The organism is Microbacterium sp. Au-Mic1, from assembly GCF_021341785.1.
In the GTDB taxonomy this organism is placed as follows: Bacteria; Actinomycetota; Actinomycetes; order Actinomycetales; family Microbacteriaceae; genus Microbacterium.
In genome coordinates, this window is sequence record NZ_JAJTTF010000002.1 from 36,639 (window position 1) to 50,833 (window position 14,195).

General features: G+C 69.3%; 12 protein-coding genes. 4 read left to right on the forward strand and 8 right to left on the reverse strand.

Going from position 1 to position 14,195, the window contains the following annotated elements; genetic code table 11:
- Window positions 1-88: 88 nt before the first annotated feature.
- The 7 genes from LXM50_RS02715 to LXM50_RS02750 form a co-directional block, all read right to left on the reverse strand.
- Complete coding sequence (locus tag LXM50_RS02715) at window positions 89-1,324, reverse strand: MFS transporter (RefSeq protein ID WP_233309608.1); 1,236 nt, start codon at window positions 1,322-1,324, stop codon at window positions 89-91.
- Window positions 1,308-2,519, reverse strand: coding sequence for an amidohydrolase family protein (locus tag LXM50_RS02720; RefSeq protein WP_233309609.1), 1,212 nt, complete (start codon window positions 2,517-2,519; stop codon window positions 1,308-1,310). The genes LXM50_RS02715 and LXM50_RS02720 overlap by 17 nt, the downstream gene beginning before the upstream one ends.
- A complete protein-coding gene (locus LXM50_RS02725; RefSeq protein ID WP_233309611.1) occupies window positions 2,506-3,531 on the reverse strand; it encodes an ABC transporter ATP-binding protein in 1,026 nt (341 codons plus the stop codon). Before LXM50_RS02725 ends, LXM50_RS02720 begins: the two co-directional genes overlap by 14 nt.
- The gene (locus LXM50_RS02730) at window positions 3,528-4,544 is read right to left on the reverse strand and encodes an ABC transporter ATP-binding protein (protein ID WP_233309614.1); all 1,017 of its coding nucleotides are present in this window, start codon (window positions 4,542-4,544) and stop codon (window positions 3,528-3,530) included. The genes LXM50_RS02725 and LXM50_RS02730 overlap by 4 nt, the downstream gene beginning before the upstream one ends.
- The gene (locus tag LXM50_RS02735) at window positions 4,544-5,545 is read right to left on the reverse strand and encodes an ABC transporter permease (RefSeq protein ID WP_233309616.1); all 1,002 of its coding nucleotides are present in this window, start codon (window positions 5,543-5,545) and stop codon (window positions 4,544-4,546) included. Before LXM50_RS02735 ends, LXM50_RS02730 begins: the two co-directional genes overlap by 1 nt.
- Before the next feature lie 62 nt (window positions 5,546-5,607).
- Window positions 5,608-7,332: an ABC transporter substrate-binding protein gene (locus tag LXM50_RS02740; protein ID WP_267920537.1), complete on the reverse strand. Its 1,725-nt coding sequence runs from the start codon at window positions 7,330-7,332 to the stop codon at window positions 5,608-5,610.
- An 82-nt stretch (window positions 7,333-7,414) separates the two neighbouring features.
- A complete protein-coding gene (locus LXM50_RS02750; protein WP_233309618.1) occupies window positions 7,415-8,422 on the reverse strand; it encodes an ABC transporter permease in 1,008 nt (335 codons plus the stop codon).
- Between the two features lie 170 nt (window positions 8,423-8,592).
- Here LXM50_RS02750 and LXM50_RS02755 point away from each other — a divergent pair, with 170 nt between their 5' ends.
- Together LXM50_RS02755 and LXM50_RS02760 are read left to right on the forward strand one after the other, a co-directional pair.
- Complete coding sequence (locus tag LXM50_RS02755; protein WP_233309619.1) at window positions 8,593-10,080, forward strand: chlorohydrolase family protein; 1,488 nt, start codon at window positions 8,593-8,595, stop codon at window positions 10,078-10,080.
- A complete protein-coding gene (locus tag LXM50_RS02760) occupies window positions 10,064-10,729 on the forward strand; it encodes a GntR family transcriptional regulator (protein ID WP_233309621.1) in 666 nt (221 codons plus the stop codon). The genes LXM50_RS02755 and LXM50_RS02760 overlap by 17 nt, the downstream gene beginning before the upstream one ends.
- Before the next feature lie 50 nt (window positions 10,730-10,779).
- On the opposite strand, the gene LXM50_RS02765 is transcribed toward LXM50_RS02760, so the two are convergent.
- Window positions 10,780-11,784, reverse strand: a complete 1,005-nt coding sequence (locus tag LXM50_RS02765) for an isopenicillin N synthase family oxygenase (protein ID WP_233309623.1) — start codon at window positions 11,782-11,784, stop codon at window positions 10,780-10,782.
- A gap of 166 nt (window positions 11,785-11,950) precedes the next feature.
- Between LXM50_RS02765 and efeU the strand changes: the two genes are divergently transcribed.
- Both efeU and efeO read left to right on the forward strand, forming a co-directional pair.
- Complete coding sequence (gene efeU, locus LXM50_RS02770; protein WP_233309625.1) at window positions 11,951-12,949, forward strand: iron uptake transporter permease EfeU; 999 nt, start codon at window positions 11,951-11,953, stop codon at window positions 12,947-12,949.
- A complete protein-coding gene (gene efeO / locus LXM50_RS02775; RefSeq protein ID WP_233309626.1) occupies window positions 12,946-14,178 on the forward strand; it encodes an iron uptake system protein EfeO in 1,233 nt (410 codons plus the stop codon). Before efeU ends, efeO begins: the two co-directional genes overlap by 4 nt.
- Window positions 14,179-14,195: the final 17 nt, after the last annotated feature.

Sequence of the window (14,195 nt, forward strand, 5' to 3'; positions counted from 1 at the left end):
GTCCGCTCGACAGGATCCCGTGCCGTCGGCGGATCCGCGGGCGCAGGCTGAGGCGGATCGGCGCGCGCAGGCGGAGGCGCGAGCGGGCTCAGCGCCGGATCAGCGACACGGGGCGGCGGCGGATGACCAGCGTCACGGACACGGCCAGCAGGGCTGCGCACAGCGCCATGAGGAGCAGGCTGACGGTCCAGGTGCCGGTCGCGTCGTGCAGGATGCCGAGCACCAGGCTGCCGCTGCCCGCCACGGCGTAGCCGACCCCCTGCGCGATCGCGGACAGGATGCCGGCGGAGGCCTCATCGGCGGACAGGCTCACGAGCAGGCCCATGGCGAGCCCGAATCCGGCGTTCTGCGCGATGCCGAGCACCGTCACGACCGCCGGGTCGTGGCCGCCGTCCAGGCCGAACCACACGAAACCCACTGCCATGACGACGCCGAGGCCGGGACCGAACCAGGTGAGGATCCGCCGCCGACGGGCGATCACCGGTGCGACGAGCGTCGGGACCAGTCCTATCAGGCTGAACCAGCCCAGCAGCCCGCCCGCGGCACCCCGGGTCTCGCCGTGCGCCGACAGCATGAGTGGAAGCCAGGTGGTCACTGCGAAGTACAGCAGCGCCTGCAGCGAGAACACGGCCGTCATCAGGGCGACGGTCGTCCTCGCGTCAGCAGGGATCGACACCGGCTCGCCGATCGGCGCGGTGGCTGCCGATCCGCGGCCCACGGCGAGCATCGCCAGCGCGGCGAGCACCGCCAGGGCGGCCCAGGCGGCGAGCGCCGGACGCAGCCCGAACGCCTCGTCCAAGGGCACGGCCAGGCCGGCGCCGAGCGCGGCGCCGATGCCGAAGGACATACTGCTGAGGCCCACCCAGAGCCCGCTCGCGCCGAGCGCCTTGAGGTAGGGCGGCAGCAGGGTCGCGGCCACCATGATCGCCGCCCCCGCGAGGAACGTGCCGGGCAGCAGCATCCAGCCGCTGAGGACGCGCAGCACGAGACCGGCGGCGAGCACCGACATCGCAGCGAGGATGGCACGGGTCGTGCCGATCCGCCGGGCCAGCAGCGGCCCGAGCATCGCGGTGAGCCCGAAGGCGATGACGGGCAGCGTCGCGAGCAGGCTGCGCTCCACGCCCCCCAACCCGAACTCGCTCGTCGCCTGATCCAGCAGGGCGGAGACCGACGTGATCGCCGGGCGCAGATTGACGCCGACCAGGAGCGCGGTACCGAGCGCGAGGGCTCGGGCGGCGCTCCCGGTCGGTGCGGGCCGAGCGCGGCCCCCCGCGCGTCCGGCCTGGACGGCGTCGCCGTCCGCCCGATCAGCTCGCGAGGACACGAAGCCCATCGGCGACGACGCGCCCGTCATGGATGACGGTGCGATCGGTGCCGCGGTCCATCACCGCGCTGGTCGGGGTCTGCCCGTCGACGAGCACCAGGTCGGCGCGGTCGCCGACCGCGGTTCCGGGCCGATCCTGGACGCCGGCGAGGCGCGGCACCTCGTGCGACATGATGCTGGCACCGCCCATGGTCGCGATGGCGAGGCACATCTCGATGTGCTCGTCGCGACGGAAGTTGTTCGTGAACGCCAGCTGCCAGGTGCGATCCAGCAGATCGCAGTTGCCGTAAGGGCTCCAGTAGTCGCGCTGGCCGTCCTCGCCGAGGCCGAACCGCACGCCCGAGGAGACCAGGTCGACGAGCGACAGCTGGTTGCGGGCCGCGGGGGCGACACTCGCCATGGCGATGTCGAGTTCGGCGAACTCGTCGATCAGCCGGCGGCTGGTCGCCTCGTTCACGCCGCCCAGCTCGTAGGCATGCGACATCGTGACCTTGCCCTGCATGCCGAGCGCGCGCACGCGCTCCAGCACGAGCTCGGTGCTGAACACGCCGAGATGACCCGGCTCATGCAGATGGATGTCGACCTCGACCTGGTACTTCTCTGCGAGGCCGAAGACGACGTCGAGGTGGCGGACCGGGTCGCGGTCCAGCTGCGAGGGGTCGATGCCGCCCATGACATCGGCGCCCTGCTTGAGCGACTCCTCGAGGTAGTCGACTGTTCCCTCCTCCAGGAGGATCCCGGCCTGCGGGAACGTCATCACCTGCACGTCGGCCTGATCGGCGAACTTCTCCTTGGCGGCCATCACCGAGTCGAACTTCTCCAGCTTGCAGTCCACGTCGACCTGCGCGTAGGTGCGCACGCGCGTGGTGCCGCGGGCGATCATGCGCTCCAGCGTGCCGGCGACGATCTCGGCGTGCGGTACGTCGGTGTTGCGCCAGTTGCGGCGGTCGTTCATCATCATGGCCCACACTCCGGGCGCGCCGGTGTGCTCTCGGAACGGAAGGCCGATGCGGGAGGAGTCCAGGTGCACGTGCACATCGCTGAAAGAAGGCAGCAGCAGCCGCCCACGGCCGTCCACGTCCCCGGCGCCGAGCGGGCCGGTCTCGTCGTGCGGGCGCACGGCCGCGATGCGGCCGTCCTCGATGACGACGTCGGATGCGGAACCGCCCCAGGGGCGGACGTCACGAATCAGCAAGGATCTTCCTCTCTTCGGGGGTGCTCGCCGCGAATGCGGCGGCTTCGGCCGGGTGGTGGCAGGCGACCGCGCCGGACGGCACTCGCTCCGTGCACATCTTCTTCTTCTCGTCGTCCAACAAGGCGAAGACGGGGCAGCGCGTGCGGAACACGCAACCGCTGGGCGGGTTCGACGGATGCGGCAGATCGCCGGTGAGGCGGATCCGACCACTGCGATCGGCGTGTGGATCGGGGGAGGGGACCGACGACAGCAGCGACTGCGTGTACGGGTGCCGTGGGGCGTCGAAGACCGCGTCCCTGGTCCCGACCTCCATGACCTTGCCCAGGTACATCACGGCCACATCGTGGGCGAAGTGCTTGACGACGGACAGGTCGTGCGCGATGAACACGTAGGAGATGCCGGTGTCGGCCTGGATGTCCTGCAGCAGGTTGATCACCTGCGCCTGCACGGACACGTCGAGCGCGGAGACCGGTTCATCGCAGATCACCACGTCGGGTTCCAATGCCAGCGCCCGGGCGATGCCGACGCGCTGCTTCTGGCCGCCGGAGAATTCGTGCGGGAAGCGGTTGTAGTGCTCGGGGCGCAGCCCCACGCGGTCCATGAGGGACTGCACGCGGGTCTTCATGCCCTCCTTCGGGCTGATCCGCTGGGCGCGCAGCGGTGCGGCGATCGCGGCGCCCACGGTCTGACGCGGGTTGAGCGACGACGCGGGGTTCTGGAACACCATCTGCACGCGACGGCGGAAGTCCTGCAGCTCGGATCCCGCAAGTCCCGCGACGTCAGCGCCGTCCAGACGGATGGTGCCGGAGGTCGGCGTCAGCAGGCGCATCAGCAGCCGACCGGTCGTCGACTTCCCGCAACCGGACTCGCCGACCAGGCCCAGGGTCTTGCCGCGCTCGAGCGTGAAGGACACGCCATCGACGGCCTTGACGATGCTCTTCGGCTTGAACATGCCCTGCGAGACGGGGAAGTGCTTGGCGAGGCCCTCGACCTGCAGCAGTGGGGCGGTCATCGTGCGGCCTCCAACGTGATCGGCTCGGACGTGCCGAGGCTCTCGGACAGGTGGCAGCGCGATCGGTGCGATCCCGCGCCGTGCAGCGCCGGCCGCTCGGTGCGGCACCGGTTGCCCGGGACCAGGTGCGCCACCGGGCAGCGGTCGGCGAACAGGCAGCCCTGCGGCAGATCCAGCAGGGACGGCGGGAAGCCGGGGATCGGGGTCAGGCGTCCCGCCTCATCCGCCATCGACGGCATCGATGCCAGCAGGCCCTTGGTGTACGGGTGGGCGGTGCGTAGGAAGGCGTCCTCCATGTCGGCCTGCTCGACGCACTGCCCGCCGTACATGACGATCACGCGCTGGCAGACCTCGGCGACGACACCGAGGTCGTGCGTCACGTAGACGACGGCGGATCCGGTCTCCTGCTGCAGCGAGGAGATCAGATCGAGGATCTGCGCCTGCACCGTGACGTCGAGCGCGGTCGTCGGCTCATCGGCGATGAGCAGCTCCGGCTCGCAGATCAGGGCCATCGCGATCATCGCGCGCTGGCGCATGCCGCCGGAGAACTCGTGCGGGTAGGAGTCGTAGCGCGACACCGGGTCCGGGATGCCGACGCGCGCGAGCATGTCGATCGCCTGCGCCCTGGCGGCTTTCGCGCTCACCCTGTTGTGCACCCGGTACGCCTCGGCGATCTGCGTGCCGACCGTGTAGAAGGGGTGCATCGCGGAGAGCGGATCCTGGAAGATCATGCCGATCTTGCGACCACGGTACGGACGCATCTCGTTCTCGGTGAGCGGCACGAGATCCGTGCCCTCGAACAGGATCTGTCCGGTGACGCGTGCGCTCGTCTCCTTGAGCAGCCCCATCAGGGTCTGACTGGTGACGGTCTTGCCGGATCCCGACTCGCCGACGATGCCGATGGTGTCGCCGCGCTCGAGCGTGAGGTCCATGCCGTTCACCGCATGCACGACGCCATCGTCGGTGGGGAAGTCGACCCGCAGGTCGCGGATGTCCAGGAACGGGGTGGCCATCAGCTGACCCTCACTCTCGGGTCGATGCCGGCGTAGGCGAGGTCGACGACGACGTTGGCGGTGATGATGAAGAACGCGGCCAGCATGGTGATGGCCATGGTGACGGGCAGGTCCCCGGCGACCGCGGCGTGCACGGCCGTGAAGCCGAGGCCCGGGACGGAGAAGATCTGCTCGGTGAGCACGGCGCCGCCGAGCAGCGCGCCGATGTCGAGGCCCAGCATGGTCACGATCGGCGTGATGCCGGCGCGCACGCCGTGCCGGAACACGATCTCGCGCCGGCCCAGGCCCTTGGCCCGTGCGGTGCGCATGAAGTCCTCGCCGAACGTCTCGATCATGTTGTTGCGCGTGATGCGGATGTACTGGGCGCTGAACAGCACGGCGATGGCGACCCAGGGCAGGAGGTAGTTGAGGAACCAGGCGGCCGGGCCGGCAGGCCCGAACGGACTGCTGATCTGATTGCTCGTGAACGGCAGCCAGTGCAGGGTGCTCACGAAGACGAGCAGGAGCAGCAGGCCGGTCACGGGGATCGGCAGCGAGACGCCGACCGAGGCGGCGCCGACGATGAGCTTGTCCGTCGCCCTGCCCTTGCGGATGGCGGCGAGCAGGCCGAGGCCGACGCCGACGATCGTCCACAGCACGACAGCGCCGACTGCGATCGACAGCGTGTAGGGGAGGGCGCGGGCGAGAACGTCGGTGACGTTCTCATTGGTCTGGAAGGACTTGCCCAGGCACGGCCACGCGCAGAGCTGCTCCGCACCCGGCGCGCCGATCATGCGCGGTCCGAAGAATCCGGAGAGATACGCGAAGTACTGGATGAAGAAGGGCTTGTCCATGCCCAGCGCGACGCGCGCCTGCTCGATGCGCTCCGGGGTGCACTCCTGGCCGCATGCCGCGGCGGCGGGATCGGACGGGCCGATCTGGAAGAGCGCGAACGTGACGAAGCTCACGACGAGGAGGAGGATGACGAGGCCCGCCACTCGGCGGACGAGGAATCCGATCATTGCTGTCCCGTGCGGGGCCGGCCGCGAAGGGCCGGCCCCCTCCTTTCAGGAGTGCGGAGGCGTCAGTTCTTGACGCCGACGGTGGACAGGTCGATGCTTCCGAAGAAGTAGCCGACCTGGGCGTTCTGGATCTTGGATCCGACGACGCTCGAGGTGTACGTGCGGAAGAGCGGCACGATCGGGTACGTCTCCATGGCCTTGTTGTAGAGCTCGGTCCACTTCGTGTTGAGCTCCTCGGACGAGCCGTTGGTGTCGCGCAGCTTGTACATCTCGCCCGAGATGGTGGGGTCGAAGTAGCGCGAGATGTTGCTGAATCCGTAGGTCGTGCCGTCGAGGCTCGGGCCGAGGTTCGGATCCACCGTGGTGCGCGTGGAGCCGGAGGCGGCGCCGCCGCACCAACCGGCACGGGCGATGTCGGGCATCTGGTCGCCGGCGAGCGTCGTGTAGTAGTTCGGTGCGGGGATCGCGACCATCTGCAGGTCGATGCCGAGCTCCTTGAAGTTCTGCTGCAGCACCGTGCCGAGGTTCTTGTACCGCTCGGTGGCGTTCGAGTAGCCGTAGGTGAGCGTCTTGGGAACCGTCTTGCCCTGCAGCAGCTTCTTCGCCTCGTCCAGCTTCGGCTTGCCGGCCGGGTCGAGGTCGAGGTTCGGCTTGATCCAGCCGACCTGGGCGTCGTTCAGGTACGAGTTGGTGAGCTTGCCGAAGCGCGGCCCGCCGTACTGCACCTGGATCGACGCGCGGTCCATGGCGAGCGCCAGCGCGTGGCGCACGTCCGGGTCCGTGATCGTGGTGGTGTTGAAGTTCAGCACGTCGGTGCAGCCGAGCAGGCCTCCCGCCGTGCGCGGCTTGATGGTCTGGTCGCCGAGTCGGGCGGCGTCGGAGGCCTGGAGGGCGCCGTTCGAGTCGAGCGTGATCGCCGTCGGGTCGGAGTCACTCAGCAGCTGCTGGCTGATCGTCGCCTGGGCGGTCGACAGCGAGAAGGAGAACGTGTCGGGCAGCGCGGTGCGGTTCTCATCCGTCTTCGGATCCCAGTGGGGGTTGCGCACGAGCTTGAGCTCGCGACCGCGGTCGTAGCTCGAGATCATGTACGGGCCGGAGGAGATCGGGTGGTTGGTGTAGTCGAGCTTGGTGTCCTTCGCCTGCGGGACCGGGGCGCTGTTGGAGCGCGAGGCGAGCGCGGGGAAGTCGGGGTAGGGCTGCTTCAGGTGGAAGATGATCGTCTTCGCGTCCGGGGTCTCGATCGCGGCGAGCTCGCCGCCCGAGTACGGACCCTTGTAGGTGTCGGCGTCGAGCACGGCGTTGAGCTCCTGCGGAGCCTGCGTGTAGACGTCACGGGCGAAGGTGCGCTCGATGCCGTACTTGATGTCGGCGGAGGTGATCGGGGACCCGTCCTCGTAGGTGAGGCCGTCCTTGAGCGTGTACGTCCAGGTGAGGCCGTCGGCGGAGGTCTTGCCGAGGTCGGTGGCGAGATCGGGGACGATCTTCGGCGGCTGGCCGGCGGTCTCCTTCGCCATGGTCAGGGTGCGGTAGTAGAGCTGGCCGACGTTGGCGGTCTGCACGTAGTTGCTGTTGCCGGGGTCGAGCGTCTGGAAGTCACTGGACATCAGCACGTTGACGTTGCCGCCCTTGGTGCTGAAGCCCTCGTTGACGACGTGCGGGGCGTAGGGGTTGTTCGCGGCGGTGCTTCCGGTGGCGGTGCCGCCGGAAGCGGATCCGGCGGAACAGCCCGCCACGGCGAGCGCGACGGCCAGGACGGAGGCGGCGAACAGGGGACGGCTGTGTCTCATGGTTCTTCTCTTCTCGGGGTGGGTGGACAGGGGAGTGCGGGGATGCGGGCGGCCCGGACGGGACGCCGCCCGCAGGGAGGGCTCAGCTGCGCGAGGCCTTGGGATCGAGGGCGTCGCGGACCGCGTCGCCGAGCAGGTTGAAGGCGAGCACGGTGATGACGAGCGCGGTGCCGGGCACGATCAGGAACCAGGGATCGACGAGGTACCAGTTGCCGGACTGCGCGGCGTTGAGCATCTGCCCCCATGACGGCGTCGGATCCTTGACGCCGACGCCGAGGAAGGAGAGCGCCGCCTCGGCCGAGATGTTGGTCGGGATCATCATCGTCGCGTAGACGAGGACGACGCCGGACACGTTCGGGATCACCTGCGTGAACAGGATGGTGCGCTTGGAAGCGCCGTAGGAGCGCGCGGCCTCGATGTACTCCTGCTCACGGATGCTGAGCACCTGCCCGCGCACGACGCGGGCGAGATACGCCCAGCCGAAGAAGCCGAGGATGATGACCAGCGAGGCGATGGGCACGAAGCTGCCCTGGCCGAGCGCGGTGCCGCGCAGCCGGGACTGCAGGATCGGGGTGAGCGAGAGCACCAGCAGCAGGTGCGGGAATGCGAGGAACAGGTCGATCAGGCGGCTGATGACCATGTCCACCTTGCCGCCGAAGAAGCCCGCGGCCGCACCCATGATGGTGCCGAGGACGACGGAGACCAGCGTGGCCAGCAGTGCGATCGTGAGGGAGACCTGCGCGCCGTAGGCGAGGCGGGCGAAGAGGTCGCGGCCGAGGCCGGGCTCCACGCCGAGCCAGTGCTCGGCCGACGGATACATGAACTGCGGCAGCGGCAGACCCGGAGTGTTGAAGTTGTCCAGCGTCTCGGGCCCGGTGTGCGTCGTGAACGGATCCTGCCCCTCGAGCGCCGTGAGCAGCGGGGCCAGGAGCGCGAACAGCACGATCGCGATGACCACGCCGAACGATGCCAGCGCGATGCGACTGCGGCGGATCCGCAGCCATGCGGTGCCCAGCAGCGAGCGGCCGGTCGCGATCTTCGGGGTGGTGAGGGCCTCGGTGGTAGGGACCGTCGTCAGCGTTTCCGTCACGATCTTCCTTGATGGTCTGGAAAGGGGGTCCTCGGAATTGTATACCAGCATCGAAGGATTTGTATACCAACGGTCGATCACGGCCGAAAGTCTGGCGTGCGGGTTGCCGCTCTGAATCGAGATCGATAGATTTTGGATACCAATCACCCCAGTTCGAGGAATGGAACCCCGTGCGCACCCTGATCACCGCCGATCACGTCCTGGCCTTCGACGGCACCTCGCACACCGAGCTCCGCGATGGCGCGGTGCTCGTGGAGGACGACCGCATCGCTTTCGTGGGGCCGCGCGCCGAAGCGCCTCAGGATGCCGACCGCTCGGTGGAGCTCGGCGAGAGCCTGCTGATGCCGGGGTTGATCGACCTCGACGCCCTCACCGACATCGACCACCTCATCCTCGACTCCTGGTCGGCGCCGGAGCATGCTCGTCGCCTGCAGTGGTCGGCGGACTGGTTCGCACGGCGGCAGCACGTGTTCAGCACGGAGCAGCGCCGCCGGATCAGGGAGATCGCGCTCGTGCAGCTCGCCCTCCACGGCATCACGAGTTACATGCCCATCGCGTCCGAGGTGCACTCCGCCTGGGCGGAGACCGCGGACGACTTCTACGCCATGGCGGAGTTCTCCCGCGCCCTCGGACTGCGCGGGTTCCTCGGCCCCTCGTATCGCTCCGGGGTCAACGTCGTGCAGGACGGACGACGCGCGCTCCTCTTCGACGAGCCGGAGGGCGCGGCTGGTCTCGCGGACGCGATCCGGTTCCATGACACGCTGCGTTCCTGGGCGGATCCGCTTCTCACTCCGGTCTTCCTGCCGTGCCGGATCGAGACGCTGACCCCCGCGCTGCTGGCGGCGACCGCGGATGCGGCCAGGGAGCGGGGCGCCCTGGTGCGCCTGCACGCCCTGCAGGGCGACTTCGAGCGTGACTGGATCCTCGAGCAGTACGGATGCACGCCGCTCGAGCTGATCCGTCGCCAGGGTCTGCTCGACGACCGTCTGATCATCCCGCACGGCGTCTTCCTCGACGTCAATCCCCGGGTGTGGGGCGAGGACCGAGGAGACCTCGCGACCCTGGTCGACGCCGGGGTCTCGATCGTGCACTGCCCGCTCACGAACGCGCGGTACGGATCCGAGCTGGAGACGTTCGGCCGCTACCGGGACGCCGGGGTGAACATCTCGCTCGGCACGGACTCGTTCCCGCCCGATCTGATCCGCGGCATCGATACGGGCGTCTCCGTCGCGAAGGTGCAGAACCACTCGCTCGCCGCCGGAGATCTCGCGGGCTACGTGGAGGCGGCGACGCTCGGCGGTGCCCGCGCTCTGCACCGGCCCGACCTCGGTCGCATCGCCGAAGGCTCCGCGGCCGACCTCACCGCGTTCCGGCTCTCCGACGTGCGGTTCGGCCCGATCGAGGACCCGCTGCGCAATCTGGTGCTCGCCGGGAGCGCACGCGACGCGTGCCTTACGATGGTCGCGGGCAGGGTCGTCATGCGAGACGGTGCGATCGACGGGGTCGACCTCGATGCCGTCCGCGCGGACTCGCAGGTCCTGTTCGACATCATGCGCGCCGGTTACGACGAGCGCGACCACCTGGGTGGCGGCGGGCTGTTCCCGCCGGTGTTCCCGCTTGCGGGGGAGGAGATGACGGTCGATGGAGCCCGCTCCTGAGTCGGACGGCGCCGCGCTCGCGCTCGCGGACCGCGTCTACCGCGATCTGCTCCGGGAGATCATCGACGGCGGGGTCGAGCCCGGCGCCTGGCTGAAGGAGCGCGAGCTCTCCGAGCGCTTCGAGGTGTCCCGCATTCCGGTGCGCCAGGCGCTGCAGCGGTTGGAGGCCGAGGGCTTCGTGATGACGTCGAGGCATCGCGGCGCCAGCGTGACGCCGCTGACCCGCGCCGACATCCACGACCTGTTCGACACCCGGCTCTGCTTCGAGCCGTTCGCCGCACAGCGCGCAGCGGAGCGCGTGCACGACGGCGTCGAGAGCGTCGACCGGCTCCGAGCGCTGCACGAGGATGCATCCGTCGTCGACGCGGAGGCGGCGCGCGCCGCGAGTCTCGACTTCCATTCCGAGATCGTCCGGCTCAGCGGCAGCCGGCTGCTGCTGCGCAGCCTGGGTCCGCTCGTCGGCCGGATGGAGTGGGTGTTCCGGCTCACCCGCGAGACGAGGGACAGCGAGCAGACGGATGAGCACGTGGAACTCGTCGAGTCGATCGCGCATGGTCGCGGACCCCTCGCGGCGGCACAGATGTACGCGCACATCGAGATGAGCCGGGAGCCCGTCCTCGCGCAGCTGGACGGCGTGCTCGAGAACTGAGGCACACGCGCCTGGTGGCGCGGCGCCGACGCCTCTGCCTTCGTCCGCGGTCAGGCGGGGGCGGCCACGAGATCCGCGTGGTGGATCGCCGCCACGTCCGGATGCGCACGCAGGCGCGACTTCAGCGCGTTCTCGCCGTACAGCGCATGGATCGGGTTGGAAGGATCCTTGGTGACGCCGCGCGCCTGCGCGGCCAGCTCCGCCGGCAGGTCGATCAGCGGCAGGCGCGCATCGAGCGCCGGGTTGAAGAAGAACGGGATCGAGATCCGCTCGTCCGGCGCCTGCGGGGACACGACCCGGTGGTTGGTCGCCTTGAGATAGCCGTCCGTCGCGTACTCGAGCAACTCGCCGATGTTGACCACGAAGGCGCCGTCGACCGGGGGAGCGTCGACCCAGGCGCCGTCGCGCTCGACCTGGAGGCCGCCTTTGCCCGGCTCGACCCAGAGCAGCGTCAGCACGCCCGAGTCCTTGTGGGCTCCGACGCCCTGCTGAGGCTCGGGCTCGTGGGTGCCGGGGTAGCGGACGATCTTGATCAGCGTGGACGGGTCGCCGAAGTTCTGCTCGAAGTAGGTCTCCTCGGCGCCGAGCGCCAGCGCCCAGGCACGCAGGAGCTTGCGGGCTACTCCGGAGAGATGCTCGTGCCACTCCGCGACGACGTCGCGCAGCTCGGGCTGGGCGTCGGGCCACAGGTTCGGGCCGATGAGGCGGTTGTAACCCGGGCCGCCGTCGACAGCCTCGCGCTCCGGACCGATGTCGATCTGCTCGCGCCAGTCCACGGCGCCCTGGGTGCGTTCTCCGCCGATCCGCGTGTAGCCGCGGAAGTGCGGGCTCTTCACGTTCTCGATCGCGAGCTTGTCCTCCTCCGGCAGCGCGAAGAAGTCCTTCGCCGCCTGGTGCAGTCGCTTCTCGAGCTCGGGCGTCACGCCCGTCCCGGTCAAGTAGAAGAAGCCCACGTCGTGGGTCGCTGCGCGCAGGTCGTCTCGGAACGCGGCGGCGGTCTCGGCGCCCGCATCGAGCCGGGACAGGTCAAGGATCGGGAGATTCAGATCGGCCATGAGGCGAGGCTAGAACCGGCGCGGAGGTGAGCGGCCGTTTGTTGCCGAGGATTACCGGGACCGGATCCGTCCCGGAGCTCACCGTTTCGGGAGGGTCGAGGCCGGATGCTAGAGTCATCGAGGTAAGGGATGCCTTACCTCACAACTTCTCCCGGAAAAGCTCCTCGTGCTCGCCACCTTCCTCATCGGCCTCCGTGAAGGCCTCGAAGCCGCGCTCGTCGTCGGCATCCTCGTCGCCTACCTGAAGCGGCTCGATCGCAAGGACGTGCTGCCGCGGCTGTGGACCGGTGTCGGCGCCGCCGTCCTGCTGGCCCTCGTGATCGGCGCGGTGCTGACCTTCGGCGCGTACGCGCTCACCTTCCAGGGGCAGGAGATCATCGGCGGCACGCTCTCGCTCGTGACCGTCGGGATGGTCACCTGGATGATCTTCTGGATGCGCAAGGCCGGACGCTCTATGAAGGCCACTCTGCAGGGCGGTGTGGACCGTGCGCTCGAAGCGGGCACCATGTGGGCGCTCGTGCTGGTCGGCTTCGTCTCCGTGGCCCGCGAGGGAGTGGAGACCACTCTGCTGCTGTGGTCCATGGTCCAGTCCTTCGGCGATGCGCCGTCGGCGATCCTCGGCGCTGCGCTCGGGCTGGTCGTGGCCGTGTTCGCCGGTTGGCTGCTCGCGCGTGGCGCCGTGAGGCTCGACCTGTCCCGCTTCTTCACGTGGACCGGCGGCTTCCTCGTCATCATCGCCGCGGGCGTGCTCGCCTACGCGCTCAGCGATCTGCAGGAGGCCGGGGTCGTGCCGGGCCCGTTCACCGCTGCCGCCCCGCTCGATGCCTCCGGCGCCGTGCTCGTGGGCTGGGCCGGCCTGCCGTTCGGGTGGGCTTTCGACGTCTCCGCCGCGATCCGCCCCGACAGTGCGCTCGCCGTGCTGCTGCAGGCCACCGTCGGCTTCATGCCGCGGATGAGCTGGTTCCAGGTGATCGCGTGGCTGCTGTACATCACGATCGTCGGCACGATGTTCGTGCGCGGACTGCGCCGCAGCGCGCCGCGAACGATGCCTTCTTCTACTTCCGTTCACGCAACCGCGTCCTCCGCGACGCCCGTCGCGACCGAGTCGGCGGCCTCCCGCGCCGCATCCACGACCGTCTCGCCCTCTCCTGAAGGAGCCTCATGACCATCGCCCGCCGACCGATCGCCGTCCTCGGCGCCGTCGCCGCCCTCGGCCTCGCCCTGACGGGGTGCGTCGCCAAGTCCGACGTCGCCGCCGGCGGGCGCCTGACCGTCTCGTCCACGGCCGATGCGTGCAGCGTCTCCGCCGCGACGGCGACCAGCGGCACGCTCGCCTTCGACGTGAGCAACAAGGGCGACGAGGTGACCGAGTTCTATCTGCTCGCCGAGGACGGCGTGCGGATCGTGGGCGAGGTCGAGAACGTGGCGCCCGGCGCGTCGCGCACCCTCACCGTCGTCGCCCAGCCGGGCACCTACTTCACCGTGTGCAAGCCGGGGATGATCGGAGCCGGAGTCGGCAAGACCGCTTTCGCCGTGAGCGGCGAGAAGGTCGCCGAGGCCGGGGGCGATGCCGCGCAGAAGAAGAAGGCCGTCGATCTCTACGCCGCCTTCGTGAAGGATCAGGTAGGACAGCTGCTTCCCGCGGCCAAGACTTTCGCGGACGCCTACCGCAACGGCGACGACGCGACCGCCAAGGCGCAGTTCTCCGTGGTGCGCTCCTACTACGAGCGCATCGAGCCGGTCGCCGACAAGCTCGGCACGCTGGATCCGCGTCTCGACTTCCGCGAGCTCGACGCCAAGGCCGAGGGCCTCGACTGGACCGGTTTCCACCGCATCGAGAAGGATCTCTGGGTGCCGGCAGCCGGCGCGATGAACTCCGACGGCACCACCGCCGCGAACCTGGATTGGGCTCCGTCCACCCCCGAGCAGCGCGGCGCCTTCGCCGACAAGCTCCTCGCCGACCTGCAGGAGCTGTACGACCACGTGCACTCCGACACCTTCGTGAAGGATCTGGACGCCCAGGGCATCGCCGGCATCTCGAACGGAGCGATCTCGCTGTTGGACGAGGTCGCCAACGGCAAGATCACGGGCGAGGAGGACTGGTGGTCCGGCACGGACCTCTCCGATTTCGCCGCGAACGTCGAGGGCTCGAAGATGGCGTTCTCGCTGGTGCGCGACTTCGCGGACGGCAAGGGTGATGAGGGCAAGAAGCTGGTGGCGCAGATCGACCGCGGCTTCTCCGCCCTCGAGGCCGAGCTCGCGGTTCACGGATCGCTGAACGACGGCTTCGCGCCGTACTCCACGGTCGCCGAGACCCAGAAGCGCGACCTCACCGACCTGCTGAACGCGCTCGCCGAGCCGCTCTCCAAGCTCACCAGCACGATTCTCGGCTGATGTCGGATCCTGTCCTG